Raw genomic sequence first — 23164 nt, 5'->3', positions numbered from 1 at the left:
CACAACGGACAATCTATCCCGGGTCGTCTAATGGCAGGACAAATGGTTTTGGTCCATTGAATGAGGGTTCGATTCCTTCCCCGGGAGCTTCATGACGGGCCCCGGCCTCCAAGGCCGGGGCCCTCACCCATGTCCGCTCACCAGCCCCCCGGTATCCTTCGGGTGTCCACCACCCGAAGCCGAAGGGCATTTCCGTGAGCTCCGAACGCCCGGCAGCCGTCGTCGTCCTCGCAGCGGGTGAGGGCACCCGCATGAAGTCGAAGACCCCCAAGGTTCTGCACGAGATCTCCGGGCGATCGCTCGTCGGACATGTCGTCACCGCCTCCCGCGAACTGGACCCCGAGCACCTCGTCGTGGTCGTCGGCCACGGACGCGAGCAGGTCACCGCGCACCTCACCGCCGTCGACGACCGGCTGCGCACCGCCCACCAGGCCGAGCAGAAGGGCACCGGCAACGCCGTGCGCGTCGGGCTCGACGAGCTCGGCGGCACCGTCGAGGGCACCGTGATCGTCGTCTGCGGCGACACCCCGCTGCTCTCCGGCGAGACGCTCACCGCGCTCGCCGCCACCCACACGGCCGATTCCAACGCCGTCACCGTGCTGACCGCCGAGGTACCGGACTCCACCGGCTACGGCCGCATCGTCCGCGACCCGGCCGACGGCGCGGTCACCGCGATCGTCGAGCACAAGGACGCCACCGACGCCCAGCGCGAGATCCGGGAGATCAACTCCGGGGTCTTCGCCTTCGACGGCAGGCTGCTCGCCGACGCCCTCGGCAAGCTCCGCACCGACAACAGCCAGGGCGAGGAGTACCTCACCGACGTCCTGTCCATCCTGCGCGAGGCCGGGCACCGGGTCGGCGCCTCGGTCGCCGGGGACCATCGCGAGATCCTCGGCATCAACAACCGCCTCCAGCTCGCCGAGGCCCGGCGACTGCTGAACCAGCGGCTGCTGGAGCGCGCCATGCTGGCCGGCGTGACCGTCGTGGACCCGGCGTCCACGCTGATCGACGCCACCGTCACCTACGAGCGCGACGCGATCGTGCACCCGGGCACCCAACTCCTGGGCACCACGCACCTCGGCGAGGACGCCGAGGTCGGCCCGAACTCCCGGCTCACCGACACCGTCGTCCACGCGGGCGCGCGGGTGGACAACACGGTCGCGGACCGGGCCGAGGTCGGCGAGGGCGCGACGGTGGGTCCGTACGCCTATCTGCGGCCCGGCACCAGGCTCGGCGCGAAGGCCAAGGCCGGTACGTACGTGGAGATGAAGAACGCCACGATCGGCGAGGGCACCAAGGTCCCGCACCTGAGCTACGTCGGCGACGCGACGATCGGTGACCACACCAACATCGGTGCCGCGAGCGTCTTCGTGAACTACGACGGCGTGGCCAAGCACCACACCACGATCGGCTCCCACTGCCGCACCGGGTCGGACAATATGTTTGTGGCGCCTGTCACGGTCGGGGACGGCGCATACACCGCGGCCGGCTCGGTCATCACCAAGGACGTACCGCCCGGTTCGCTGGCCGTCGCCCGCGGCCAGCAAAGGAATATCGAGGGTTGGGTGGCTCGCAAGCGTCCGGGGAGCGGCGCCGCGCAGGCGGCTCAGGCCGCCACATCGGGGCGTGACAGCGAAAGCTGACCGGAAACAGGTACGCCGCGCACGGCGTACCGTGATAGATGCTCACCCCATTTCGGCTGGCTCGTTGCACATCGGGACACATGCGTGCAGCGCCAGGAACACGTCTGAGGAGACTGTGCTGTGACCGGGATCAAGACGACCGGCGAGAAGAAACTGATGCTCTTCTCCGGCCGCGCCCACCCCGAGCTGGCCGAGGAGGTTGCGCACCAGCTGGGTGTCGGCCTCGTGCCGACGAAGGCCTTCGATTTCGCCAACGGTGAGATCTACGTCCGCTTCCAGGAGTCGGCCCGTGGCGCCGACTGCTTCCTGATCCAGAGCCACACCGCTCCGATCAACAAGTGGATCATGGAGCAGCTCATCATGCTGGACGCGCTGAAGCGCGCCTCGGCCCGCTCCATCACGGTGATCGTGCCGTTCTACGGCTACGCCCGCCAGGACAAGAAGCACCGCGGCCGCGAGCCGATCTCGGCCCGTCTGGTCGCGGACCTGATGAAGACGGCGGGTGCCGACCGCATCCTCACCGTCGACCTGCACACGGACCAGATCCAGGGCTTCTTCGACGGCCCGGTCGACCACCTCTTCGCGCTGCCGATCCTGGCCGACTACGTCGGTGCCAAGGTGGACCGTTCGAAGCTGACGATCGTCTCCCCGGACGCCGGCCGCGTCCGCGTCGCCGACCGCTGGTGCGACCGTCTGGACGCCCCGCTGGCGATCGTGCACAAGCGCCGTGACAAGGACGTCGCCAACCAGGTGACCGTCCACGAGGTCGTCGGCAATGTGAAGGGCCGGGTCTGTGTCCTGGTCGACGACATGATCGACACCGGTGGCACCATCTGCGCCGCCGCCGACGCCCTGTTCGCGCACGGTGCCGAGGACGTCATAGTGACGGCGACACACGGTGTGCTCTCGGGCCCGGCCGCGGACCGGCTGAAGAACTCCAAGGTCAGCGAGTTCGTCTTCACCGACACCCTGCCGACCCCGGGCGAGCTGGAGCTCGACAAGATCACGGTGCTCTCGATCGCGCCGACGATCGCGCGCGCGGTGCGTGAGGTCTTCGAGGACGGCTCGGTCACCAGCCTCTTCGAGGAGCAGTAGGAACAGCCCTCTTCGAGGAGCAGCAGGGGCAGCAGGAGCAGCGGAACAGCGGCTCCGAAGATCCACTTTGGGGGCGGCCTCCCCGCCGGGTAGACTCACCGAGTTGCTCGGCGAGGGAGGCCGTACTCATATGTACGGCGGTCCGTTATCGACGCGCTCTTCGTAGCAGGCCTGTCGTGGGCCGGGTGACCGTCCGAGTTCCGTCACCCCACGAGGAGTGCAGTCATGGCTGAGGTCAAGCTCGCCGCCCAGGTCCGTACCGAGTTCGGCAAGGGCGCCGCCCGTCGCACCCGCCGCGCCAACCTGGTCCCCGCCGTCATCTACGGCCACGGTGCCGAGCCGGTCCACGTCACCCTGCCGGGCCACGACCTGATGATGGCGCTCAAGACCGCCAACGTCCTGATCGGCCTGGAGATCGACGGCAAGGACGCGCTGGTCATCCCGAAGGCCGTGCAGCGCAACCCGCTCCGGGGCGACATCGAGCACGTCGACCTGCTGACCGTCAAGCGCGGCGAGAAGGTCAACGTCGAGATCGCCGTGCACGTCGAGGGCGACCTGGCCCCGGGCGGCAACCTCCTGGAGTACGTGCAGAACACCCTGCTCGTCGAGGCCGAGGCCACCCACATCCCGGAGTCCGTCACGGTCTCCGTCGCGGGCCTGGACGCCGGTGCGTCCGTTCTCGCCAAGGACATCCCGCTGCCCAAGGGCTCCGTGCTGGCCGGTGACGAGGACGCCGTCGTGCTCCAGGTCGTCGCCGCGCAGGCCGAGGAGCCGGCCGCCGAGGGCGCCGAGGGTGAGGGCGCGGAGGCCTGAGCCTCGCCCGCACTGCTTGACTGACGGGGTGGCGGTTCCTTGTTCGAGGACCCGCCGCCCCGTTTCCCTGTATCCGGGCCGTCCGGAACCATCCGTACACGAGGAGACCGAGCGCAGATGTCCGACGCCACCGACCCCTGGCTCATCGTGGGCCTCGGCAACCCCGGTCCCGAGTACGCCGCGAACCGGCACAACGTCGGCTTCATGGTGGCCGATCTCCTGGCCGAGCGGATCGGCGGGAAGTTCAAGCGCGCGCAGAAGGCGCAGGCGCAGGTCGTGGAGGGCCGCATGGGTCCGCCCGGACCGGCGAACCGGCGGGTGATCCTGGCCAAGCCGATGTCGTACATGAATCTCTCGGGCGGCCCCGTCACCGCGCTGCGCGACTTCTACAAGGTGCCCACGGACCACATCGTGGCGATCCACGACGAGCTGGACATCGACTACGGGGCGCTGCGGCTGAAGTTGGGCGGCGGCGACAACGGGCACAACGGGCTGAAGTCGATGACCAAGGCGATGGGGTCGGACTACCACCGGGTCCGGTTCGGGATCGGGCGGCCGCCGGGGCGGATGCAGGTCGCGGACTTCGTGCTGAAGGACTTCTCGTCCACCGAGCGCAAGGAGCTCGCTTATCTGGTGGACCGGGCGGCGGACTCGGTGGAGTGCCTGCTCGCGGAGGGTCTGGAGCGGGCGCAGAGCGCGTACAACTCGTAGCGCCCCCGCTGCTCGTACAACTCTGACATTCCTGTCGCTAACCCGGCGTTTTCCGGCCACGAGTTGACCAGTGGTGCCGGTCTGCCCAAGGATCGCTCCCCATGAAGCGGAGCTCCTCACACCGCGCCCTGGTCTACGCCCGCAACGCCGCCATGGGCTGTGTCGTCCTGTTGCTGCTGGTGGCGGGTGCGCTGTCCTCCTGGGACGAGGCACAACACATCGTTCTGGCCAAGGGCCGTGAGCACGGCACGATGACCGTGACCGGTTGTGGGGCCGATGTCTGTACAGGGCCCTTCACGCCGTCGGGGCCGGCTGCCGCACGTGCCCGGGTGACGATCGAGAAGTCCGTCGCGGCGCGGCGGGGTGAGCGGTTCCCCGTGGTGGTCAAGCCGGGTACGGACGATGTGGTGCGGACCGGGACGCCGGGTTTTCTGCATGCCTGGGTGCCGCTGGGCGGCGCGCTGTTGCTGGCGGGGCTGGTGATCGGTGGTGGTCTGCGGCTGACCCGGACCGGCTGGGGCACCGCGATCGCGGGCACGGCCCTGCTCGTGGCGACGTTCATCGCGCTGTGAGCAGGGCCGCGGCCGTTCCGGGGTGTCTCAGCCGGTGTTGCGCAGACCGGCCGCGACACCGTTCACGGTGAGCAGCAGGGCCCTGGCGAGCAGCGGGTCGGGCTCTTCACCGCGTGCCGCGGCTTCGCGCTGGCGGGCCAGCAGCGATACCTGGAGGTAGGAGATGGGGTCCAGGTAGGCGTCGCGGATGGCGAAGGTCTGCTGGAGCACGGGGCTGGTGCCGAGCAGTTCGGTGGAGCCGGTGACCTTGAGGACTTCGCTCACGGTGAGTGCGTGCTCGGCCTCGATGTCGGCGAAGACGTGCTTCAGTTCGTCGGGGACGAGTGTGTCGACGTAGTGGCGGGCGATCCGCAGGTCGGTCTTGGCGAGGGTCATCTCGACGTTGGAGATGAAGTTCTGGAAGAAGTGCCAGTGCTCGTGCATTTCTTCCAGGACGATGTCGAGGCCGGCCTCGCGCAGTGCCTTGAGCCCGGAGCCGACGCCGTACCAGCCGGGGACGATCTGGCGGGACTGGGTCCAGCCGAAGACCCACGGGATGGCCCGCAGTCCGTCGAGCGAGACGCCCGAGCCGGGGCGGCGGGAGGGCCGCGAGCCCAGGTGCAGGTCGGCGAGCTGGTCCACCGGTGTGGAGGCGAGGAAGTACGTCGGCAGGTCCGGGTCCTCGACGAGCTTGCGGTACGCGGCGTGCGCGGCGTCGGAGACGGTGTCCATCGCGGCGTCCCAGCGGGCCAGGGCCTCGTCGGACTGGCGGGGTGCGGTGTGCAGGGCGGAGGCCTGGAGGGTGGCCGCGACGGTCAGTTCCAGGTTCTCCCGGGCGAGTGCCGGGATGAGGTACTTGTCGGAGATGACCTCGCCCTGCTCGGTCACCTTGATCTCGCCCTCCAGGGTGCCCCAGGGCTGGGCGAGGATCGCGTCGTGCGAGGGGCCGCCGCCGCGGCCGACGGTGCCGCCGCGGCCGTGGAAGAGGCGCAGGCGTACGCCGTAGCGGTGGGCGACGTCGCGCAGCCGGCGCTGGGCGCGGTGGATCTCCCACTGGGAGGTGGTGATGCCGCCGAACTTGGAGGAGTCGGAGTAGCCGAGCATGACCTCCTGGACGTCGCCGCGCAGGGAGACGAGGCGGCGGTAGGAGGGGTCGGCGAGCATCTCGTCGAGGATGACGTCGGCGGCGCGCAGCTCGTCGGTGGTCTCCAGGAGCGGCACGATGCCGATCTTGGCCCAGCCGCCGTGCAGGTCGATCAGGCCGGCTTCGCGGGCCAGTACGGCGGCGGCGAAGACGTCGTCGGCGCCCTGGCACATCGAGATGATGTAGGACTCGATGACTTCGGGGCCGAAGCGCTCGAAGGCTTCCTTGACGGTGTGGAAGACGCCGAGGGTCTTCTCGCCGGCGGCGTCGAGCGGGGCCGGGGTCGGGGCGAGCGGGCGGCGGGAGCGGAGTTCCTTGGCGAGGAGCTTCTGCCGGTAGTCGCGGGGCATGTCGGCGTAGCGCCAGGATTCCTCGCCGAGCCGGTCGAAGAGCTGACCGAGTGCGTGGTGGTGGGCGTCGGCGTGCTCGCGGACGTCCATGGTGGCGAGCTGGAGGCCGAAGGCGGAGAGCGTACGGATGGTGCGGTCCATCCGGCCGTCGGCGAAGAGTCCGCCGCGGTGCTCGCGCAGTGAGGTCTGGATGAGTGCCAGGTCGGCGATGAGTTCGGCGGTGCCGAGGTAGTCGCAGCCGGGGCGGTGCGGGGTGCCGGAGGCGAGGCGCTCGCGGGTGTTGACGAGCTTCTGCCGGATGCAGGTCGCCTTGAGGCGGTAGGGCTCCTCGGCGTTCAGCCGCTTGTAGCGGGGGCTGATCTCGGGGAGGCGTTCGAGGTCGGCTTCAAGCGAGGTCAGCAGTTCGTCGGTGGCACCGGTGTAGCGGATGGAGTTGGAGAGCAGTCCGCGCAGGTGGTCGATGAGTTCGAGGGCGTCGGTGATGCCGTGCTCGTGCTGGAGGATCAGCACTTCCCAGGTGACGGCGGGCGTCACGTTGGGGTTGCCGTCGCGGTCGCCGCCGATCCAGGTGCCGAAGGTGAGGGGGCGGGTGCCCGCGGGCAGCTCGACGCCGACGCGTGCGAGTTCGGCGGCGAGGTCCTCCAGTACGTCGCCGACGGCGTTGGCGTGGAGTTCGTCGAGGTAGTAGATGGCGTTGCGGGCCTCGTCGGCCGGCTCCGGGCGGACCACGCGCAGTTCGTCGGTCTGCCAGATGAGGTCGATGTTCTCGGCGAGCCGGAGGTCCTGGCGGCGCCGGTCGGCCTCGACGACGGGGGTCTCCAGGAGCGCGGCGATGCGGCGGAGCTTGTTCAGCACGGAGCGCCGGGCGGCCTCGGTGGGGTGCGCGGTGAAGACGGGCCGTACGTTGAGGTTCTTGACGGTCTCGCGCAGGTGGACGGGGTCGGCGTCCTTGAGCCGGTCGGCGGTGCGGGCGAGGAGCCCGCCCTCGGCGGCCCGGCGGTCGCGCATCTCGTGGGCGCGGTGGACCTGCTCGGTGACGTTGGCGAGGTGGAAGTAGGTGGAGAAGGCGCGCACGAGCTGCGCGGCGGTCTCCAGGTCCGTGTCGCCGAGGAGCTGGGCCGCGGCCTCGCCGTCGGTGCGGGTCAGGGCGCGGACGCGCTCGACGAGGTCGAGGAGTTCCTGGCCCTCCTGACGTACGAGGGTCTCGCCGAGGAGGTCGCCGAGGCGGCGGATGTCGGCGCGCAGCTCGGGGCTGGCGGCAGGTGTCTGGTCGGCACTGCTCACGGTGTGCGGCTCCTTGCAGTGGTTGAGCACGGGTTTCTCCCGGGGCCGCGGCAGGCAGCGGCCACAGGGGTCTCCGGGGCCGCGACAGGCAGCGGTGCCGAAGCCACCCCGGGAAAGCAGAGTGCGGACCGCGCTGTCCGACCCCACCAGGATAGGTGTCCGCTCCGTCGGCGCCGCTCGCGGCCCGATCGGGTTTCCCCTCGATGGGAGGCCCGCCGCGCTCTCGTGCGACGGACCGTTCCGCTGCCATACTTACGTTGCCGTAGGTTACGGATGCGTAGCCAGAGCTATCCGTCGTATTCCTCATCTTCCTCATCCCCAGGGGACCCCCCATGAACACCAGCCCCGCTGTGATCGCCGACGCCCAGCCGTCGGCGGCCGACGATCGGGCCCTTCCCTCCGCCACGCTCGGCGGGGACAACAAGCGGTCGATCGAGCAGCTCGCCCTGCTGCTGTTCATCGTGGTGCCGTTCGTGGCGCTGGTCGCGGCGGTGCCGCTGGCCTGGGGCCGCGGTGTGAGCTGGCTGGATCTGGGCCTGCTCGTGGCGATGTACTTCATCGGCTGCCACGGCATCACGATCGGCTTCCACCGCTACTTCACGCATGGCTCCTTCAAGGCGAAGCGCCCGCTGCGCATCGCGCTGGCCGTGGCCGGTTCGCTGGCCGTGGAGGGCCCTCTGGTGCGCTGGGTGGCCGACCACCGCAAGCACCACCGCTTCTCCGACGCGGAGGGCGACCCGCACTCGCCGTGGCGCTTCGGCGAGAGCCTGCCCGCCCTGATGAAGGGCCTGTGGTGGGCCCACATCGGCTGGATGTTCGACGAGGAGCAGACTCCGCAGCAGAAGTACGCCCCCGACCTGATCAAGGACCCGGCGCTGCGCGGCGTCTCCCGCCACTTCATGACCCTCACGATCGTGTCGCTGGCGCTCCCGCCGCTGGTCGGCGGCCTGGTGACGATGTCGTGGTGGGGTGCGGCGACGGCCTTCTTCTGGGGCTCGCTGGTCCGGGTGGCCCTGCTGCACCACGTCACCTGGTCGATCAACTCGATCTGTCACGCGGTCGGCAAGCGGCCCTTCAAGTCGCGTGACCGGTCGGGCAATGTGTGGTGGCTGGCGGTCCTGTCCTGCGGCGAGTCCTGGCACAACCTGCACCATGCCGATCCGACGAGCGCCCGGCACGGTGTGATGCGCGGTCAGGTCGATTCGAGTGCCCGGCTGATCCGCTGGTTCGAGAAGCTGGGCTGGGCGCACGACGTGCGCTGGCCGGACTCCGCCCGGATCGAATCCCGCCGGGTCGAGTCCCGCGGGATCGGCTCCCGGCGCGACCCCGAGCGTGCCGACGCGGCATGATTGACGACGTGGCGACCGACTCCAGCACCAGCAACGAGAAAAACCGTCCTTCCTCTTCCACCCGGCGTACCCGCCGGGTGCGGATGACCGGCAAGGAACGCCGCGAGCAGTTGCTGGACATCGGTCGCACGCTCTTCGCCGACAAGGGCTTCGAGGGCACCTCGGTCGAGGAGATCGCCTCGCGCGCCGGTGTCTCCAAGCCGGTCGTGTACGAGCACTTCGGCGGCAAGGAGGGCCTGTACGCCGTCGTGGTCGACCGCGAGATGCGCCAGCTCCTGGACATGGTCACGAGCGCGCTGACCGCGGGCCACCCCCGCGAGCTCCTGGAGCAGGCCGCGTTCGCCCTGCTCGACTACATCGAGACGTACACGGACGGCTTCCGCATCCTGGTCCGCGACTCCCCCGTGGCCCAGTCGACCGGCACTTTCGCCTCCCTCATCAGCGACATCGCCACCCAGGTGGAGGACATCCTGGGCCTGGAGTTCAAGGCCCGGGGTTTCGACCCGAAGCTGGCCCCGCTGTACGCGCAGGCGCTGGTCGGCATGGTCGCCCTGACCGGCCAGTGGTGGATGAACGCCCGCAAGCCGAAGAAGTCGGAGGTCGCCGCCCACCTGGTGAACCTGGCCTGGCACGGCCTGGAGAACCTGGAGTCGAAGCCGAGGCTGGTAGGGCACCGCAAGAGCTGAGGGCCGGCGCCCCGGTCAGGGGTGCATCCGGGCGCCCTTGAGCACCTTGTCGACGCCGTTGCGCGGTCCGTACACGGCGAGGCCCACCAGATCCAGCCGGTCCTTCGCCACGGCCCGCACCGCCGCGCGGTTGTCCCGGTCATTGCCGGTGGCGAAGAGGTCGGACGTGAACACCGACCGGGGAAGCGAGCGGGACAGCGCACGGCCGTGCGCCGCGGTCAGTGTCTCCTTCGTCCCCTCGAAGACCAGGACGGGCTGGCGGAACATCGGCAGATACGCGGTGCCGTCGGCGTCCGCGTACGGTTCGCCGATCACCTCGGGCAGCTCCGGGCCGAGGCCGCTGACCAGGAACGCGGTCACGTTCAGCCGCTGCCAGGTCTCCAGGTCCTCGCGCAGCAGTACGGCGATCTTGGTGTCGAAACGTACGGGGGCGTTGTCGGTCGTCATGTGCCGAGACTGCCGAACCGCCTGCCGGACCGTCTTGTACATTCCTTGCATGGTGGCCCGGCAGCAGGTTTCCGCGTGGCGCCCGCAGGTCCCGGGTGTCGTGGAGGTCTTCCACGCGCATTTCACCGAGCACGCGTACCCGATGCACGTCCACGACGTCTGGACCCTGCTCATAGTCGACGACGGTGCGGTCCGCTACGACCTGAACCGCCACGAGCGCGGCACCCTGCACGACACGGTGTCCCTGCTCCCGCCGCAGGTGCCGCACAACGGCTCGCCCGCCACCTCGCACGGCTTCCGCAAGCGGGTCCTCTATCTGGACCTGACCCAGCTGGACGAGAGCTTCATCGGCCCGGCGGCGGACGGCCCCGACCTCGTCGACCCGCTGCTGCGCCGACGTGTCGGGCAGTTGCACGCCTCGCTCGCGGACAGGGGCGACGAGCTGGAAGCGCAGAGCCGCCTCGCCCTCATCCGCGAACGGCTCCACGCCCACCTGCGGCCCCGGCCCGTCACCCGTCGGCGGGTGACGGATCGCGGTGTGGCCCACAGCCTGCGGGACCTCCTCGACGACCGGCTGCTCCAGGGGGTGCCCCTGGACGAGGCCGCGCAACTGCTGCACGCCCACCCGACGCACCTGGTACGGGCGTTCAGCGGCGCCTTCGGCATCGCCCCGCACCAGTACCTGATGTCCCGTCGGATCGACCGCGCCCGACGGCTGCTGCTCGACGGCCGGCCGCCCGGAGAGGTGGCTGCCGCGACCGGCTTCTACGACCAGTCGCACCTGAGCCGGCATTTCAAACGGCTCGTCGGCACACCCCCCGGACGGTTCGCCCGCGAGGGCGCCGCGGCTGCGGTGCGACTGCCGTGACCAGCGGGTCCTCGCCGGGCCGGAGACCGACACGGAACCGGCGTCACTCTTTGTAATGACGCTCTTTGATTCCGGCCGCTACCGTGAGGGAGCAGAACAAGAATCCCGTCCATGGGAGGAATCATGGCCGCCGAGCCGTTCACCGCGCACAGCTCCCGCTGGCCGGTGCCGCCCCAGGACGGATACACGGTGGACGACCTGTTCACCCTGCCCGATCTCCCGCCGCACACGGAGTTGCTCGACGGGAGCCTGGTTTTTGTGAGTCCACAGCGCTTTTTCCACAGCTGCATGATCGACCTGTTGGTTCGCGGTCTGCGGAGCTTCACATCGCGCGAGGTCAGGACCGTGCGGGAGATGGCGGTCGTCCTCGACAGCCGCAACGTGCCCGAGCCCGACGTCTCCGTGGTCCGCTCCGACGCGGTCACCGGACCCGAGCAGACCCGCTTCCAGGCTGCCGACGTCCTGCTCGCCGTCGAGGTCGTCTCGCCCGACTCCGAGGCCCGCGACCGCGACACCAAGCCGGGGAAGTACGCCTCGGCCGGTATCCCGAACTTCTGGCTGGTCGACATGGCCGGCACCGACCGGCACCCGGTGGTGCGGGTGTACGAGTTGGACCCGGTGTCCAAGGCGTATGCGCTGACGGGAATCCACCACGACCGTCTCAAGGTGAGCGTGCCGTTCCCGATCGACATCGACATCACCCAGGAGGCGCTGGACGCGCTGTGACGGTCAGCCGTCCGTCCGCTCCAGGAACTCCAGCCGGTTCCCCACCGGGTCGTGGCCGAAGAAGCGCCGGTGCCCCGGCAGATCACCGTCCCAGCGCACCTCGGCGCCCCGCCCCTCCAGCCGGGCCGCGTACGCCTCGATGTCCGTGACGCGCAGCCCCGGGTGGGCCTTCTTCGCCGGGTGGAAGTCCTTCTCGATGCCGAGGTGGATCTGGACCGGGCCCGCCCGGAACCAGCAGCCGCCGCGGGCCGCGAGGGCCGGGGGCTTGGCGATCTCCGTCATGCCGAGGGTGTCCGCGTAGTAGGTGCGAAGGGCGTCCTCCGAACCTGGCGGGGCGGCGAGCTGGACGTGGTCGAGGGCGGTGATCATCGCTTCTCCTTGCGGGCGACGGCGAAGATGCGGCGGAACGGGAAGACGGTGCCGTGCGGGCCCTGGGGGTAGGCGGTGCGCAGCAGGTCGCGGTATTCGGTGAGGAAGGCGTCGCGGGCCCCGGGGTCGTCGGCGAGGGCGGTCAGGACGGGGCGCAGGCCGGTGCCCTTCACCCAGTCGAGGACCGGGTCCTGGCCGGGCAGGAGGTGCAGGTACGTGGTCTCCCAGACGTCCGCCGTGATGCCGGGGGCGGTCAGCGCGTCGAGGTAGGCGGTGGGGGTGAGCACCGCGTCGGCGTGGCGCAGTTCGCCGGCGAGGCGGGTACGCCAGCGCGGGGAGGCGGCGAGTTCGCGCATCAGGACGTGGCTGGGCTGGTCGAAGTTGCCGGGGACCTGGAAGGCGAGGGTGCCGCCGGGGGTGATCGCGTCCAGCCAGGCCGGGAAGCGGGCGGCGTGGTCGGGGACCCACTGGAGCAGGGCGTTGGAGACGATCAGGTCGTGACGCTCGGCGGGGGTCCAGGTGGTGGCGTCGGCCTCGGCGAAGTCCAGGTGGGGGCCGGCGTGGGCTCGGGCCCGTTCGAGCATCTGCGGGGAGTTGTCGTAGCCGGTGATGCGGGCCCCGGGCCAGCGGTCGGCGAGCAGGACGGTGACGTTGCCCGCGCCGCAGCCGAGGTCGGCGATCCGGGGTGCGGGGGCGGCCGGGAGTTCGGGGATGCGGGCGAGGAGGTCGAGGAAGGGGCGGGTGCGGTGGTCGGCATGGCGCAGGTATTGCTGCGGGTCCCAGGTGGGTGCGGTCATGGCAGCCAGAGTCACCCACAGATATCTTGATGTCAAGACACTTGAGTTCAAGAGACTTCATGTCGACAGACCCCTTACACTGATCCACATGGAGGACGAGGTCGACCGATTGGTCGCTGCATGGCGCCGCGAGCGCCCCGACCTCGACGTGGAACCACTCGAGGTGCTCAGCCGCGTCTCCCGCCTGGCCCGCCATCTGGACCGGGCCCGCCGGATCGCCTTCTCCGAGCATGATCTGGAGCCCTGGGAGTTCGACGTACTGACGTCCCTGCGTCGCGCGGGCGCCCCGTACCAGCTCTCCCCCGGCCAGCTCCTCACCCAGACGCTGGTCACCTCCGGCACGATGACCAACCGCATCGACCGCCTGACCAAGAAGAACCTCGTCGAGCGCCTCCCCGACCCCAGCGACCGCCGCGGCGTGCTCGTCCGGCTCACCGCCGAGGGCCGCGACAAGGCCGACCAGTCACTGGCCGGGCTGCTCGCCCAGGAACGCGCCATCCTGAGTAAGCTCTCCACCCAGCAGCGGGGCGAACTGGCCGGGTTGCTACGCCAGTTGACCGCCCCGTTCGACAACATTCCCGGCTAGAGCCGGTCCGGCGGGGTCGGCCGGGCCGACGCCCGCCCGCCTGGCCAGGGCGACGGCGGCCAGGGTGGAGTGCACGCCCAGTTTCCCCAGCACGTTCTGCATATGGGTACGGACCGTGTGCGGGGAGAGGAAGAGCCGCTCGGCGACCGCCTTGCGGCCCAGGCCCGCCACCATGCAGCGCAGCACCTCGCGTTCGCGCGGGGTCAGCGACTCGACCAGCTCCTCGCTCTCCGTGCGGTGCTTGCGCGCCGCCGTCAGCTCCCGCAGCACGCCGGTGAGCAGCGCCGGGGGCAGATGCGTCTCGTCCCGCAGCACCCCGCGGATGACGGCGAGCAGCCGTTGCAGCGAGCAGTCCTTGGCCACCCAGCCCGACGCCCCGGCCTGGAGCGCCAGCGCGGCCCGGACCGGGTCGTCCTTCTCGGCCAGCACCACCGTGCGCACGGACGGCCGGCCCGAACGGACCCCTGCCACCAGGGAGATGCCGTCCAGCCGAGCGCTCTCCCCGTCGGCGGAGACCGGTACGGGTGCCCGTCGGCCCCCCGCCGCGCCCAGGATGCCCAGCTCGGCGTCGACCAGCATCACGTCGTAGCCGCGCCCCTCGGCGGCGGCCCGCTCCAGGCACCGTAACGCGGCGGGGCCGCTGCCCGCCGCCGCCGCATCGACGTCGGGCTCGGCCGCGAGCGCCGCTGCGAGCGATTCGGCGAAAATACGGTGGTCGTCCACCACGAGAACCCGGATACGAACCACAGGCACCCCCATGCCGCGTCTGTTCCTGGGCCACCCCCGGCCCGCCGAAGGGGCCGACCAGTACGGGTACGGCGACCCGGATCGGTAACCGGACCGCAGCCCCACGGCCGCCGCCGTGTGTCGACTGCTGTCCACCCCGGGCGCCGTACCCGACTGTCTCGTACCCCTGAATCAGCACCGGCCCCCACCGGTGCTGTGCATCAGGGTACGACCGACGGCCCGCTGCGGAAGCCAATTCGCGGAACTGGCCGGGTCCGCGTCCTACTGTGTGGCCCATGTTCCGTCTTGAGACAGAAGTGGACAAAGGACGGCGTTCCTTACTGACCCGGCGGCTGCGGGACGACAACACGGCCCGCTCCCCGGAGCTGCGCGCGCTGCGCACCACCCGCGCCGGGCGGGAACTCCCGCTGGAGGTATGGGCGGTGGACATCGAGGGCGCCGTCGCCGGCGGCCTGACCGGCCGCACCTGGGCGTACTGGCTCCATGTGGACCAGCTCTGGGTCGACGCCCGCCACCGCGGCCGGGGCCTGGGCTCGCTGCTGCTCGCGGAGGCGGAACGGGTGGCCGCGGCGGACCGGGGCTGCACCCGCTCCCGGCTGGAGACCTGGGGCTTCCAGGCGCCCGGCTTCTACCGGGAGCGGGGCTACGAGGTGAGCGGGCGGGTCGAGAACTACCCGCCCGGGGTCACCGAGTTCATCCTGACGAAGGACCTCGCGACTCCGTCCTGACGAAGGAGCTCAGCCGAGGCGGCGGGCGCCCGCCGAGGGCACGGCCGGGAAGATGCGCGGCGCCGTGTGGCCCGCGGCGGCGAACGCCTCCAGCACGGACTCGGCGACCGTGTCCGCCTGTTCCTGCTCCACCAGCACGATCGCCGAGCCGCCGAAGCCGCCGCCGGTCATCCGCGCACCGAGCGCCCCGGCCTCGTTCGCCGCCGACACCACCAGGTCCAGTTCCGGGCAGGAGACCCGCAGATCGTCGCGGAGCGAGACGTGCCCGGCGTTGAGCACCGGGCCCGCGGCCCGCGCGTCGCCCGCGTCGAGCAGGGCGATGACCTGCTCGACGCGCTGGTTGTCGCTGACCACGTGGCGTACGTAGCGCACCACGGACTCGTCGACGCCGGCCGCGGCCAGGGTGTCCAGGGCCGCGCCGAGGCTCTCGTACGGCACCTCGCGCAGCGTCCGTACGCCGAGCGCCGCCGCGCCCGCCTCGCAGCCGGCCCGCCGCTCGGCGTAGGCGCCGTCGCCGAGCGCGTGCTTGACCTGGGTGTCGACCACGAGCAGCCGCAGTCCCTGGGCGGCCAGGTCGAAGGGGACCTGGCGCTGGGTGAGGTCGCGGGTGTCGAGGTGCAGGGCGTGGCCCTCGGTGCAGCAGGCGGACGCCATCTGGTCCATGACCCCGCACGGCACCCCCACGAAGTCGTTCTCGGCGCGCTGGCCGAGAACCGCCAGCTCCGGTGCTGAGAGCCCGAGTTCGAAGAGGTCGTTCAGGGCGAGCGCGGTGACGACCTCCAGCGCGGCGGAGGAGGACAGGCCCGCGCCGGTGGGGACGGTGGAAGTGAGCTGGATGTCCGCCCCGGTGACCGGGTGGCCGGCCGCGCGCAGCGCCCAGACGACTCCGGCGGGGTAGGCCGCCCAGCCGTGCCCCTGGTGCGGGGCCAGTTCGTCGATCCGCAGCTGGACGACGCCGCCGGGCACGTCGGTGGAGTGGAGCCGCAGTTCGCCGTCGGTGCGGCGGGCGACGGCGGCGCGTGCGGTGTGCGGCAGGGCGAGCGGCATGACGAAGCCGTCGTTGAAGTCGGTGTACTCGCCGATCAGGTTGACCCGGCCGGGGGCCGCCCAGATCCCTTCGGGCTCGCGCCCGTAGAGCTCGGCGAAGGAGGCGGTCAGCTCACCGTTCCCGGTGGAGGAGGCGGCGGTCGGCTCGCTGTTCCCGGTGGAGGCGGCGGTCGGCTCGGTGTTCTCGGTCATGGGGCGGTGGGCTCCTCTCGGCGGGCGAACGTCCAGGCGTCGGTGACGATTCCGGTCAGGTCGGCGCGGGTCGGCTTCCAGCCGAGCCGCTCCCGGGCGGTGGCTGCGGAGGCGACCAGCACGGCGGGGTCGCCGGCGCGGCGGGGGGCCGCGGTCTCCGGGACGGGGTGGCCGGTGACCTCGCGGACGGTCTCGATGACCTCGCGCACCGAGAAGCCGTTGCCGTTGCCGAGGTTGCAGATCAGGTGCTCGCCGGCGGTGGCCGCGTCCAGGGCCAGCAGGTGGGCCTCGGCGAGGTCGGCGACATGGATGTAGTCGCGGACGCAGGTGCCGTCGGGGGTGGGGTAGTCGTCGCCGTAGACGGAGATCGACTCGCGCCGCCCGAGCGCGACCTGGAGGACCAGCGGGATGAGGTGCGACTCCGGACTGTGCCGCTCGCCGCAACTGCCGTACGCCCCGGCCACGTTGAAGTACCGCAGTGAGACCGCGGCCAGTCCGTGCGCGGCCGCCTCGCCGGTGATCATGTGGTCGACGGCGAGCTTGGTGGCGCCGTAGGGGTTGGTGGGCGCGGTCGCGTCGGACTCGGTGATGGGGGTGGTGGCCGGTTCGCCGTAGGTGGCGGCGGTGGAGGAGAAGACCAGGGTGCGCACCCCGGCGTCGCGCATCGCGGCGAGCAGGGCGACGGAGCCGCCGACGTTGTTCACCCAGTACTTCTCCGGGTCCGCGACGGACTCGCCGACCTGGGAGTACGCGGCGAAGTGCAGCACCCCGTCGTAGGAGGCGTCCAGCCACTTCGCCGCGTCCTGGATGCGGCCCTCGATGAACTCGGCCCCGGCCGGGACGCCCTCCCGGAACCCGGTCGAGAGGTCGTCGAGAACGGTGACCGCGTGCCCGGCCTCCAGCAGGTGCTGGGCGACCACGCTGCCGACGTATCCCGCGCCGCCCGTGACCAGGTACTTCTTCTGGGGCTTGCTCACTCGCTCGCTACCTCTCGCAGTCGCTGGGCCGCGGCCTCCGGCGGCACATCGTTGATGAACACGTTCATGCCGGATTCGGAACCCGCGAGGAACTTCAGCTTGCCGGAGGTACGTCGGATGGTGAAAAGCTCCAGATGGAGCCCGAAGTCCTCCCGGCCGGGGACCCCGAACGGTGCCTGGTGCCAGGCCGAGATGTACGGGGTCAGCGGCTCGCCGGGGCCGAAGATCCGGTCGAATCGCCTCAAGAGTTCCAGATAAACCTGTGGGAACTCCGTGCGCGCGGCCTCGTCGAGTTCCCGCAGGTCGGGGACGCGGCGGCGGGGGTGGAGGTGGACCTCGTACGGCCAGTGGGCGGCGTACGGCACGAAGGCGACCCAGTGCTCGGCGTCGATGACGATCCGGGAGCCGTCCTTCTCCTCGCGCGCCACCACGTCGTCGAAGAGGTTGCCGCCGGTCTCGGCACGGTGGGCGGCCATGGAGCGGAACATCAGCTCGGTGCGAGGGGTGACGAAGGGGTACGCGTAGATCTGCCCGTGCGGGTGACCGAGGGTCACGCCGATCTCGGCGCCCCGGTTCTCGAAGCAGAACACCTGCTTGACCTGCGGGAGTTCGGCCAGTTCGGCGGTGCGGTCGGTCCAGGCCGCGAGGACCAGGGCGGCCTGCTCCTCGGTGAGGTCGGCGAAGGACGCGTCGTGGTCGGAGGTGAAGCAGACGACCTCGCAGCGGCCGGAGTCACCGGCGAGCGAGGGGAAGCGGTTCTCGAAGACGGCGACGTCGTAGTCGGCCTCGGGGATCTCGCTCTGCCGGCCGTCCCGCGAGGGGCAGAGCGGGCATTCGTCGGCCGGCGGGTGGTAGATGCGGCCCTGGCGGTGCGAGGCGATGGCGACGCTGTCCCCGAGGAACGGGTCCCGGCGGATCTCGGACGAGGTCGAGACCGCGTCGAGGGGGCGCCGGTCGACGGCGTCACGGACGACCTCGTCGCGGCTGTCGTAGTAGAGCAGCTCCCGGCCGTCGGCGAGCGTCGTAACCGTCTTCTTCACCAGGTTCCTCCAAACATAACCGAACACAATGAACCACAAGTCAACAACCGCGTCAACGAGTGGTCCACGCCGGGCGGCCGGACAGGCGTTCAGGTTGTGTATGTGAGGAGTGGTGGTGGCGGTGCGGCTCAGAGACCCGGCCGTCCCGGCCCGTCGGCCGGTGCCGCGCGGTCCAGCAGCCCCGTGCGGGCCGCGAGTGCCGCGGCCTCCAGCCGGGAGCCGACGCCCAGCTTCATCAGCACCCGCTGCACATGCGTACGCGCGGTGCTCGGCGCGATCCGCATCCCGGCCGCGATCAGCCGGGTGTCCTCCCCCTCGGCGACCCGCACCAGGACCTCGACCTCGCGCGGGGTGAGCATCTGGAGCAGCCGCTGCCCCTCGTCGTCCGGCGTCGCGGCTGGATTGAGCAGCTCGGCGAAGGCGCCCTGGAGGAGTTGCGGCGCCACCGCGGCCTCGCCCGCCCGCGCCTTGACCATCGCCCGTTCGACGCCCTCCATGCGCTCGTCGTGGCGGACGTATCCCGCGGCCCCCGCCGCGAAGGCCGCCGCGATCCCGCGCGGGCTGGGCACCGGTCCCAGCACCACGACGGCCACCTGCGGGCGCTCGCGCCGGATCCGTACGATCGGGTCGAAGGCACCGGGTTCGGCCGGTGCCGAAGTGCCGAACAGGCAGACCTCCGGGGCCCTGCTGACCACCAGCTCCGCCGCCCCCGATGTCGGTGCGGCCGCCGCGAGGACCCGGTGGCCCCGCAGTTTCAGGGCCGAGGCGAGCGCCTCGGCGAGCAGTCTGTGATCATCGACCACCATGAGCCGCACGCTCATCGAGCACACCCCCGTTGCACCGGCACACCGGGCCCCCCGGCTCTCCTGACCCGGCAAGCTACACGCTTGTTCGACGCCGCGGGCGTCTTACCGGCCAAAAGGCGCCGGAACGCCGGATCGACGCGTGTTCGGGACCGGTTGCCGATGTGCCATGTCCGACTGATCACCGTTGTGATCTGCCTGCCGACCGTTACGGATCACTTCGACGGCTCGTACATCTGGTCCCGAACGTGCGCGGGGGTGGTGCCCGATGAACGGACACCACCCCCGCACGCGTACGGCCTGCTGCTACGGCCTGCTGAAGCTGACCACCAGCCGGCGGCTCACGTCCAGCGAGCCACTCGGCTTGCTGACCATCGTGCTGGCCAGGTACAGGTGCCCGTCGCTGTAGCGGAACTCGGAGTAGTCCGGCGTGAAGCTGGTCTCCGCGTCCCGGGTGGACTCGTCGCTCGGGTTCTCCATCAGCACCGTCTGCTTGAACGTGGCGCCGTCGATGGAGACGACCTGGCCGCCCTTGTCGTACGGGGGAACCCGGTAGGCGATGATGTTGCCGCCGTCCATGCGGATCGGAAACATCGTGTAGCGCTCGCCCGCGTCGGCCTTGTCGCTGGTCGGCTTGCCGGTGGTGAGGTCGAAGGAGACGATCTCGTTGGTGTCGCCGTACTCGCCGGTGCCCTCGTGGTCCTCGGTCGGCACGTAGATGCGGTTGTTGCCGACGGCCAGCTGGCTGCAGCTCTCGACCTCGCCGGAGGCGCAGCGCGCCGCGTACTTCTCGCCGTCCGCCGCGATCCTGGTGAGCAGCTTGCCGGTGGAGGCGTCGATCGAGAAGAAGTCCGAGATGCCGCTGCCGTCACCGGCGGTGTCGCCGACGTCGGCGGCGACGACCAGCGGCTTGGTGGAGACGATGCTCGCGTAGTCGACACCCGGCGGCATCTTGTACGAGGAGAGCGGGGCGCCGGTCGTGGGGTTCAGCGCCTGGATGACGAGCTGCGGGTCGTCGTACGTACCGCACTTGCGGACCACCGCAAGTGCTTCGCCGCCGCCGTACCCCTTGTCGTAGCAGCCGTCGGTGGTGGCCTTGGGCTTCCAGCGCTCGGCGCCGGTGTTCAGGTCGAAGGCGGCGCCGCCCTCGGTTCCGCCCGCGGCGACCGTGGTGCCGCTGAGCGTGACCTCGTCGAACCTGACGGCCGCGTCACCGCTGGTGGCGGCGGTCACCGACTTGCTCCAGATCAGCTTGCCGGTGCTCAGGTCGAGCGCGCCGACCTGGTTGCACGGCGGGTACTTGGTCGCCTTGGTCGGCTTGCTCTGCGCGAAGACGATCGCGGTCTTGAAGTCCTTGGACATGTGCCGGGACGCGGCGCAGACCTGGCCCGCCAGCGGGATGGACCACAGCTTGGTGCCCTTGGCCGGGTCGTAGGCCACGATCTCGTTCAGGCCGGTCTTCACGTACGCCTTGTCGGTCAGCCAGGAGCCGTCGACCTTGGTGACGTCGGTGACCTTGGGCAGCGGCAGCTGGAAGGCGACCTTGGACTTGGGGTCCGCGGGGGCCTTCTCCTTGCCGGCGCCGTCGACGGCGTTGCCGCCCTTGTTCTCGCCGTCCTTGCCCTCGGTGGCGCCGCTGGACGAGGACGCCTCCTCCTTCTTGTCGCCGCCGTCGCCGGAGGCGTACCAGATGCCGCCCGCGACGATCAGCACCACGGCGACCGAGGCGGCGACGATGATCTGCATCTGGGTGGAGAACTTCTTGCCGCCGTTGCCGTTCTGCGGCGGCATCTGCGGCTGCTGCATCGGGGTGGTCTGGTAGCCGTACCCCTGCTGCGGCGGCTGGCCGGGCGGCATGCCCTGGGGGAATCCGTAACCCTGCTGCGGCTGTCCGGGCACGGGCGCCTGCGGGTAGCCGTAACCGGGCTGCGTGGGCTGGTTCTGCGGGTAGCCGTAGCCCGGCTGCTGACCCTGCGGGTAGCCGTAACCGGGGCCCGGCTGCTGCGGTGCGCCGGCGGGCGGCGGGGTGTCCGCGGGCGGCGGCGTCGGAGCGCCGAAGCCGCCGGCGGGCGGGGTGGCCTGCTGCTTGCCGAACTGGTCCGCGGGCGGCGGCGTCGGGGCGCCGAACCCACCGGGCGGGGGGTCCTGCGGGGCACCGAATCCGCCCTGGGGCGGATCGTTGGGCGGCTGGGGCGGCTGCGTCATGGCGTACGTACCTCTGGGGAAAGGGAGTCGGTGGGACGGGTCCGGCAGCGGTCGGTGTGCGCCGGCCGCTGCCGGTCATGAGCCGTGGGGCTCCGACGGCCGGGTGGTGCCGTCGAGGGGCGTCGTGAGCCGTCAGTTGCCGAAGGCCATCATGGTCTTCGTCTCCAGCTCTTCCTTGTCGTTCCTGGCGCTGACCCGGCCGCTCGCGATGAACGAACGGCCGCCCGCGTAGAGGACCTTCGTGTTGTAGAAGCCGCGCTCGATCTCGGACGTCGACGCGGGGTGCTGCAGCAGCATCCGCGGGGCGCCGCCGGTCGGTGCGAGGGTGGCGATGCCGCCGCCCTTCTCGTAGGCGGTCTCCACGTAGAGCAGCACGTTGCCGCCCTCCATGCGCAGCGGCTTCACCGTGCGCTCGGCCGGGGCGGCCGCCTTCCACTTGGACTTGCCGGTGTTCAGGTCGAACGCCACGACCTTGTTCGTACGGGCGCTGCCGCTGGAGTCCGGTGCGGTCGCCATGTAGAAGGTGTTGGCGTCGGCGGCGACTCCGGTGCAGCCGTCGAGGGACTTGCCGAAGATGGCGAAGGCGCTGCCGCAGTCCGGGGCGAACTTGTCACCCTTGTCGCTGGTGATGCCGGTGCGGAGCGTGCCGTTCTCCTTCAGCGCGAGGATGCTCCACTCCTTGTCCTTCTTCAGCGAGACCACCAGTGGGCTGACCGAGTAGACCTTGTCGATCTCCCAGCCGCGCTTGGGCCGGTAGGTCCACATGGCCTTCCCCGTGTTCGGGTCGAGCTGCTGGATCTGGTGCTGCGGGTTGTTGACGTCGTCGGTGCGGCAGTTGGAGGCGGCGATCAGCTTGGCCCCGCCGGCGAAGGCGAACGGCTGGCAGGTGCCCGACGGCTTGCCGAACAGTTCCTTGCCGTCGCTGACCCGGTAGGCGTTGGAGTTCCCGGTGCGCCCGACCGTCACGGTGTCGCCGCTGATGGCCAGCGAGATGTCCGACAGGAAGTCCCAGGTGCCGTTCTGCTTGATCGACTTCTTCCAGCCGGCCTTGCCCGTGGCGAGGTCGAGCATCTGGAGATCGGAGCAGTCCGCCTTGTCGGTGGTGCCGTTCTTGACCCCGATGACGATCTTGCCGTCGGTCGTGGGCTGGGCGGGTGCCGCGCACAGGTCGGCGGGCAGCTTGAGGGTCCACTTCTGCTTGCCGTCGGCGACCGAGTAGCCGGAGATCGAGCGGTACATGCCCTTGACGATCGTGTCGCCGGCCACCCAGGGGCCGTACACGTCGGAGCCGTTGCGCGGCAGGTCGATGTCGTTCTTCTGGAGCCAGAGGACCTTCGCCTCGCCGGCCTTGCGCCCCGCGTTGAGGTCGTCGTCGGCGCCGCGTCCCTCGCCGTCGCCGTTGCCGTCGCCCTCGTTGACGGAGGGCGAGACGCTCGGCTTGGCGTCGCCGCTCTCCTTCGCGACGGGCTTCTTCCCGTCGTCGCCCCCGCTCGTGGCGACGTATATGCCGCCGCCGATCACCAGGAGCGCGGCGGCCGCGGCACCGATGATGATCGCGGGCTTGCGCTTGGAGGCGCCGCCGCCCGGACCGCCGGGGGCCGGTGCGCCGGGGTACTGCTGCTGCGGGTAGCCGTGGCCGGGCTGCTGGCCGTACGGACCGGGCTGCTGACCGTACGGACCGGGCTGCTGGGCGTACGGGCCCGGCTGCTGGCCGTAGGGACCCGGCTGTTGGGCGTACGGGCCCGGCTGCTGCTGGCCGTACGGGCCGGGCTGCTGGCCCGGCTGCTGCGGGGCGCCGTAGCCGGGGGCCTGGCCCGGCGGCTGGCCGGGTGCCTGCGGGTAGCCGTAGCCCGGCTGGGTGGGCGGCTGGGCCGGTGGCGGCGTCTGCGGCGGGCCCTGGGGCGGCTGAGGACTCCCCTGTGGCGGCTGCTGCGGCGCGCCGAAGCCTCCCTGCGGCGGTTGCTGGCTGGGCGGCTGGGTCATCAGCACGTCCCCCTTCGTGCGGT

At 70.8% G+C, this 23164-nt stretch carries 22 protein-coding genes and 1 tRNA gene; 12 read left to right on the top strand and 11 right to left on the bottom strand.

What is annotated here, in order from left to right:
- The first annotated feature begins 16 nt into the window (after positions 1-16).
- The 6 genes from OG842_RS23465 (at position 17) to OG842_RS23440 (ending at position 4834) form a co-directional block, all read left to right on the top strand.
- Positions 17-87 (top strand) — tRNA-Gln (locus tag OG842_RS23465).
- 107 nt (positions 88-194) lie between these two features.
- A complete protein-coding gene (gene glmU, locus OG842_RS23460; protein ID WP_266732323.1) occupies positions 195-1643 on the top strand; it encodes a bifunctional UDP-N-acetylglucosamine diphosphorylase/glucosamine-1-phosphate N-acetyltransferase GlmU in 1449 nt (482 codons plus the stop codon).
- Between the two features lie 120 nt (positions 1644-1763).
- On the top strand, positions 1764-2738 hold the full coding sequence (locus OG842_RS23455; protein WP_030976866.1) for a ribose-phosphate diphosphokinase: 975 nt from the start codon (positions 1764-1766) through the stop codon (positions 2736-2738).
- A 225-nt stretch (positions 2739-2963) separates the two neighbouring features.
- Positions 2964-3551 carry a 50S ribosomal protein L25/general stress protein Ctc gene (locus OG842_RS23450; RefSeq protein WP_266732321.1) on the top strand — a complete coding sequence of 196 codons (588 nt, stop codon included), beginning with the start codon at positions 2964-2966 and terminating at the stop codon, positions 3549-3551.
- Positions 3552-3668: 117 nt separating this feature from the next.
- Positions 3669-4262, top strand: a complete 594-nt coding sequence (gene pth, locus OG842_RS23445; RefSeq protein ID WP_266732320.1) for an aminoacyl-tRNA hydrolase — start codon at positions 3669-3671, stop codon at positions 4260-4262.
- A 101-nt stretch (positions 4263-4363) separates the two neighbouring features.
- The gene (locus OG842_RS23440) at positions 4364-4834 is read left to right on the top strand and encodes a hypothetical protein (protein ID WP_266732318.1); all 471 of its coding nucleotides are present in this window, start codon (positions 4364-4366) and stop codon (positions 4832-4834) included.
- Positions 4835-4861: 27 nt separating this feature from the next.
- On the opposite strand, the gene ppc is transcribed toward OG842_RS23440, so the two are convergent.
- Entirely contained in the window at positions 4862-7591 is a 2730-nt protein-coding gene (gene ppc / locus OG842_RS23435; RefSeq protein WP_266732317.1) for a phosphoenolpyruvate carboxylase, read from the bottom strand.
- A gap of 332 nt (positions 7592-7923) precedes the next feature.
- Here ppc and OG842_RS23430 point away from each other — a divergent pair, with 332 nt between their 5' ends.
- Together OG842_RS23430 and OG842_RS23425 are read left to right on the top strand one after the other, a co-directional pair.
- Positions 7924-8940, top strand: coding sequence for an acyl-CoA desaturase (locus OG842_RS23430; RefSeq protein WP_266732316.1), 1017 nt, complete (start codon positions 7924-7926; stop codon positions 8938-8940).
- Entirely contained in the window at positions 8937-9626 is a 690-nt protein-coding gene (locus tag OG842_RS23425) for a TetR/AcrR family transcriptional regulator (RefSeq protein ID WP_266732314.1), read from the top strand. The genes OG842_RS23430 and OG842_RS23425 overlap by 4 nt, the downstream gene beginning before the upstream one ends.
- A 15-nt stretch (positions 9627-9641) precedes the next feature.
- Here OG842_RS23425 and OG842_RS23420 read toward each other — a convergent pair whose 3' ends face one another.
- Complete coding sequence (locus OG842_RS23420; RefSeq protein WP_266732313.1) at positions 9642-10073, bottom strand: DUF2000 domain-containing protein; 432 nt, start codon at positions 10071-10073, stop codon at positions 9642-9644.
- Positions 10074-10122: 49 nt separating this feature from the next.
- Between OG842_RS23420 and OG842_RS23415 the strand changes: the two genes are divergently transcribed.
- Together OG842_RS23415 and OG842_RS23410 are read left to right on the top strand one after the other, a co-directional pair.
- Positions 10123-10941: a helix-turn-helix transcriptional regulator gene (locus OG842_RS23415; RefSeq protein ID WP_266732311.1), complete on the top strand. Its 819-nt coding sequence runs from the start codon at positions 10123-10125 to the stop codon at positions 10939-10941.
- Between the two features lie 123 nt (positions 10942-11064).
- A complete protein-coding gene (locus OG842_RS23410) occupies positions 11065-11667 on the top strand; it encodes a Uma2 family endonuclease (RefSeq protein ID WP_266733773.1) in 603 nt (200 codons plus the stop codon).
- Positions 11668-11670: 3 nt separating this feature from the next.
- Here the strand turns inward: OG842_RS23410 and OG842_RS23405 are convergent, their stop codons facing one another.
- Positions 11671-12036: a VOC family protein gene (locus OG842_RS23405; protein ID WP_266732309.1), complete on the bottom strand. Its 366-nt coding sequence runs from the start codon at positions 12034-12036 to the stop codon at positions 11671-11673.
- Complete coding sequence (locus tag OG842_RS23400) at positions 12033-12833, bottom strand: trans-aconitate 2-methyltransferase (RefSeq protein WP_266732307.1); 801 nt, start codon at positions 12831-12833, stop codon at positions 12033-12035. The genes OG842_RS23405 and OG842_RS23400 overlap by 4 nt, the downstream gene beginning before the upstream one ends.
- 88 nt (positions 12834-12921) lie before the next feature.
- On the opposite strand from OG842_RS23400, the gene OG842_RS23395 reads away from it, so the two are divergent.
- A complete protein-coding gene (locus OG842_RS23395; RefSeq protein ID WP_266732305.1) occupies positions 12922-13419 on the top strand; it encodes a MarR family winged helix-turn-helix transcriptional regulator in 498 nt (165 codons plus the stop codon).
- Here OG842_RS23395 and OG842_RS23390 read toward each other — a convergent pair.
- The gene (locus OG842_RS23390; RefSeq protein ID WP_266732304.1) at positions 13378-14178 is read right to left on the bottom strand and encodes a response regulator transcription factor; all 801 of its coding nucleotides are present in this window, start codon (positions 14176-14178) and stop codon (positions 13378-13380) included. The genes OG842_RS23395 and OG842_RS23390 overlap by 42 nt on opposite strands.
- Before the next feature lie 263 nt (positions 14179-14441).
- Between OG842_RS23390 and OG842_RS23385 the strand changes: the two genes are divergently transcribed.
- A complete protein-coding gene (locus OG842_RS23385) occupies positions 14442-14894 on the top strand; it encodes a GNAT family N-acetyltransferase (protein ID WP_266732302.1) in 453 nt (150 codons plus the stop codon).
- Between the two features lie 9 nt (positions 14895-14903).
- Here OG842_RS23385 and galK read toward each other — a convergent pair whose 3' ends face one another.
- From galK to OG842_RS23355, 6 genes are all read right to left on the bottom strand, one after another.
- The gene (gene galK, locus OG842_RS23380; protein ID WP_266732301.1) at positions 14904-16133 is read right to left on the bottom strand and encodes a galactokinase; all 1230 of its coding nucleotides are present in this window, start codon (positions 16131-16133) and stop codon (positions 14904-14906) included.
- On the bottom strand, positions 16130-17110 hold the full coding sequence (gene galE, locus OG842_RS23375; RefSeq protein WP_266732300.1) for a UDP-glucose 4-epimerase GalE: 981 nt from the start codon (positions 17108-17110) through the stop codon (positions 16130-16132). Before galE ends, galK begins: the two co-directional genes overlap by 4 nt.
- Positions 17107-18150, bottom strand: a complete 1044-nt coding sequence (gene galT, locus OG842_RS23370; protein WP_266732298.1) for a galactose-1-phosphate uridylyltransferase — start codon at positions 18148-18150, stop codon at positions 17107-17109. Before galT ends, galE begins: the two co-directional genes overlap by 4 nt.
- Positions 18151-18278: 128 nt before the next feature.
- Complete coding sequence (locus OG842_RS23365) at positions 18279-18971, bottom strand: helix-turn-helix transcriptional regulator (RefSeq protein ID WP_266732296.1); 693 nt, start codon at positions 18969-18971, stop codon at positions 18279-18281.
- A gap of 288 nt (positions 18972-19259) precedes the next feature.
- Entirely contained in the window at positions 19260-21158 is a 1899-nt protein-coding gene (locus OG842_RS23360) for an outer membrane protein assembly factor BamB family protein (RefSeq protein WP_266732295.1), read from the bottom strand.
- A gap of 132 nt (positions 21159-21290) precedes the next feature.
- The gene (locus OG842_RS23355; RefSeq protein ID WP_266732294.1) at positions 21291-23141 is read right to left on the bottom strand and encodes an outer membrane protein assembly factor BamB family protein; all 1851 of its coding nucleotides are present in this window, start codon (positions 23139-23141) and stop codon (positions 21291-21293) included.
- Positions 23142-23164: the final 23 nt, after the last annotated feature.

The organism is Streptomyces sp. NBC_00376, assembly GCF_036077095.1.
Lineage (GTDB): Bacteria > Actinomycetota > Actinomycetes > Streptomycetales > Streptomycetaceae > Streptomyces.
The sequence above is the reverse complement of the archived record's forward strand: the minus strand, read 5'-3'. Positions and strand labels throughout refer to the sequence as shown.

Coding starts and splice junctions, on each gene's coding strand:
- OG842_RS23425 (WP_266732314.1), top strand. CDS start 8,937: ATGATTGACGACGTGGCGACCGACTCCAGCACCAGCAACGAGAAAAAC.
- pth (WP_266732320.1), top strand. CDS start 3,669: ATGTCCGACGCCACCGACCCCTGGCTCATCGTGGGCCTCGGCAACCCC.
- OG842_RS23365 (WP_266732296.1), bottom strand. CDS start 18,971: ATGAGCGTGCGGCTCATGGTGGTCGATGATCACAGACTGCTCGCCGAG.
- OG842_RS23360 (WP_266732295.1), bottom strand. CDS start 21,158: ATGACGCAGCCGCCCCAGCCGCCCAACGATCCGCCCCAGGGCGGATTC.
- OG842_RS23355 (WP_266732294.1), bottom strand. CDS start 23,141: ATGACCCAGCCGCCCAGCCAGCAACCGCCGCAGGGAGGCTTCGGCGCG.
- OG842_RS23440 (WP_266732318.1), top strand. CDS start 4,364: ATGAAGCGGAGCTCCTCACACCGCGCCCTGGTCTACGCCCGCAACGCC.
- OG842_RS23430 (WP_266732316.1), top strand. CDS start 7,924: ATGAACACCAGCCCCGCTGTGATCGCCGACGCCCAGCCGTCGGCGGCC.
- OG842_RS23405 (WP_266732309.1), bottom strand. CDS start 12,036: ATGATCACCGCCCTCGACCACGTCCAGCTCGCCGCCCCGCCAGGTTCG.
- OG842_RS23410 (WP_266733773.1), top strand. CDS start 11,065: ATGGCCGCCGAGCCGTTCACCGCGCACAGCTCCCGCTGGCCGGTGCCG.
- OG842_RS23415 (WP_266732311.1), top strand. CDS start 10,123: ATGGTGGCCCGGCAGCAGGTTTCCGCGTGGCGCCCGCAGGTCCCGGGT.
- OG842_RS23420 (WP_266732313.1), bottom strand. CDS start 10,073: ATGACGACCGACAACGCCCCCGTACGTTTCGACACCAAGATCGCCGTA.
- galK (WP_266732301.1), bottom strand. CDS start 16,133: ATGACCGAGAACACCGAGCCGACCGCCGCCTCCACCGGGAACAGCGAG.
- OG842_RS23390 (WP_266732304.1), bottom strand. CDS start 14,178: ATGGGGGTGCCTGTGGTTCGTATCCGGGTTCTCGTGGTGGACGACCAC.
- OG842_RS23395 (WP_266732305.1), top strand. CDS start 12,922: ATGGAGGACGAGGTCGACCGATTGGTCGCTGCATGGCGCCGCGAGCGC.
- OG842_RS23450 (WP_266732321.1), top strand. CDS start 2,964: ATGGCTGAGGTCAAGCTCGCCGCCCAGGTCCGTACCGAGTTCGGCAAG.
- OG842_RS23400 (WP_266732307.1), bottom strand. CDS start 12,833: ATGACCGCACCCACCTGGGACCCGCAGCAATACCTGCGCCATGCCGAC.
- OG842_RS23385 (WP_266732302.1), top strand. CDS start 14,442: ATGTTCCGTCTTGAGACAGAAGTGGACAAAGGACGGCGTTCCTTACTG.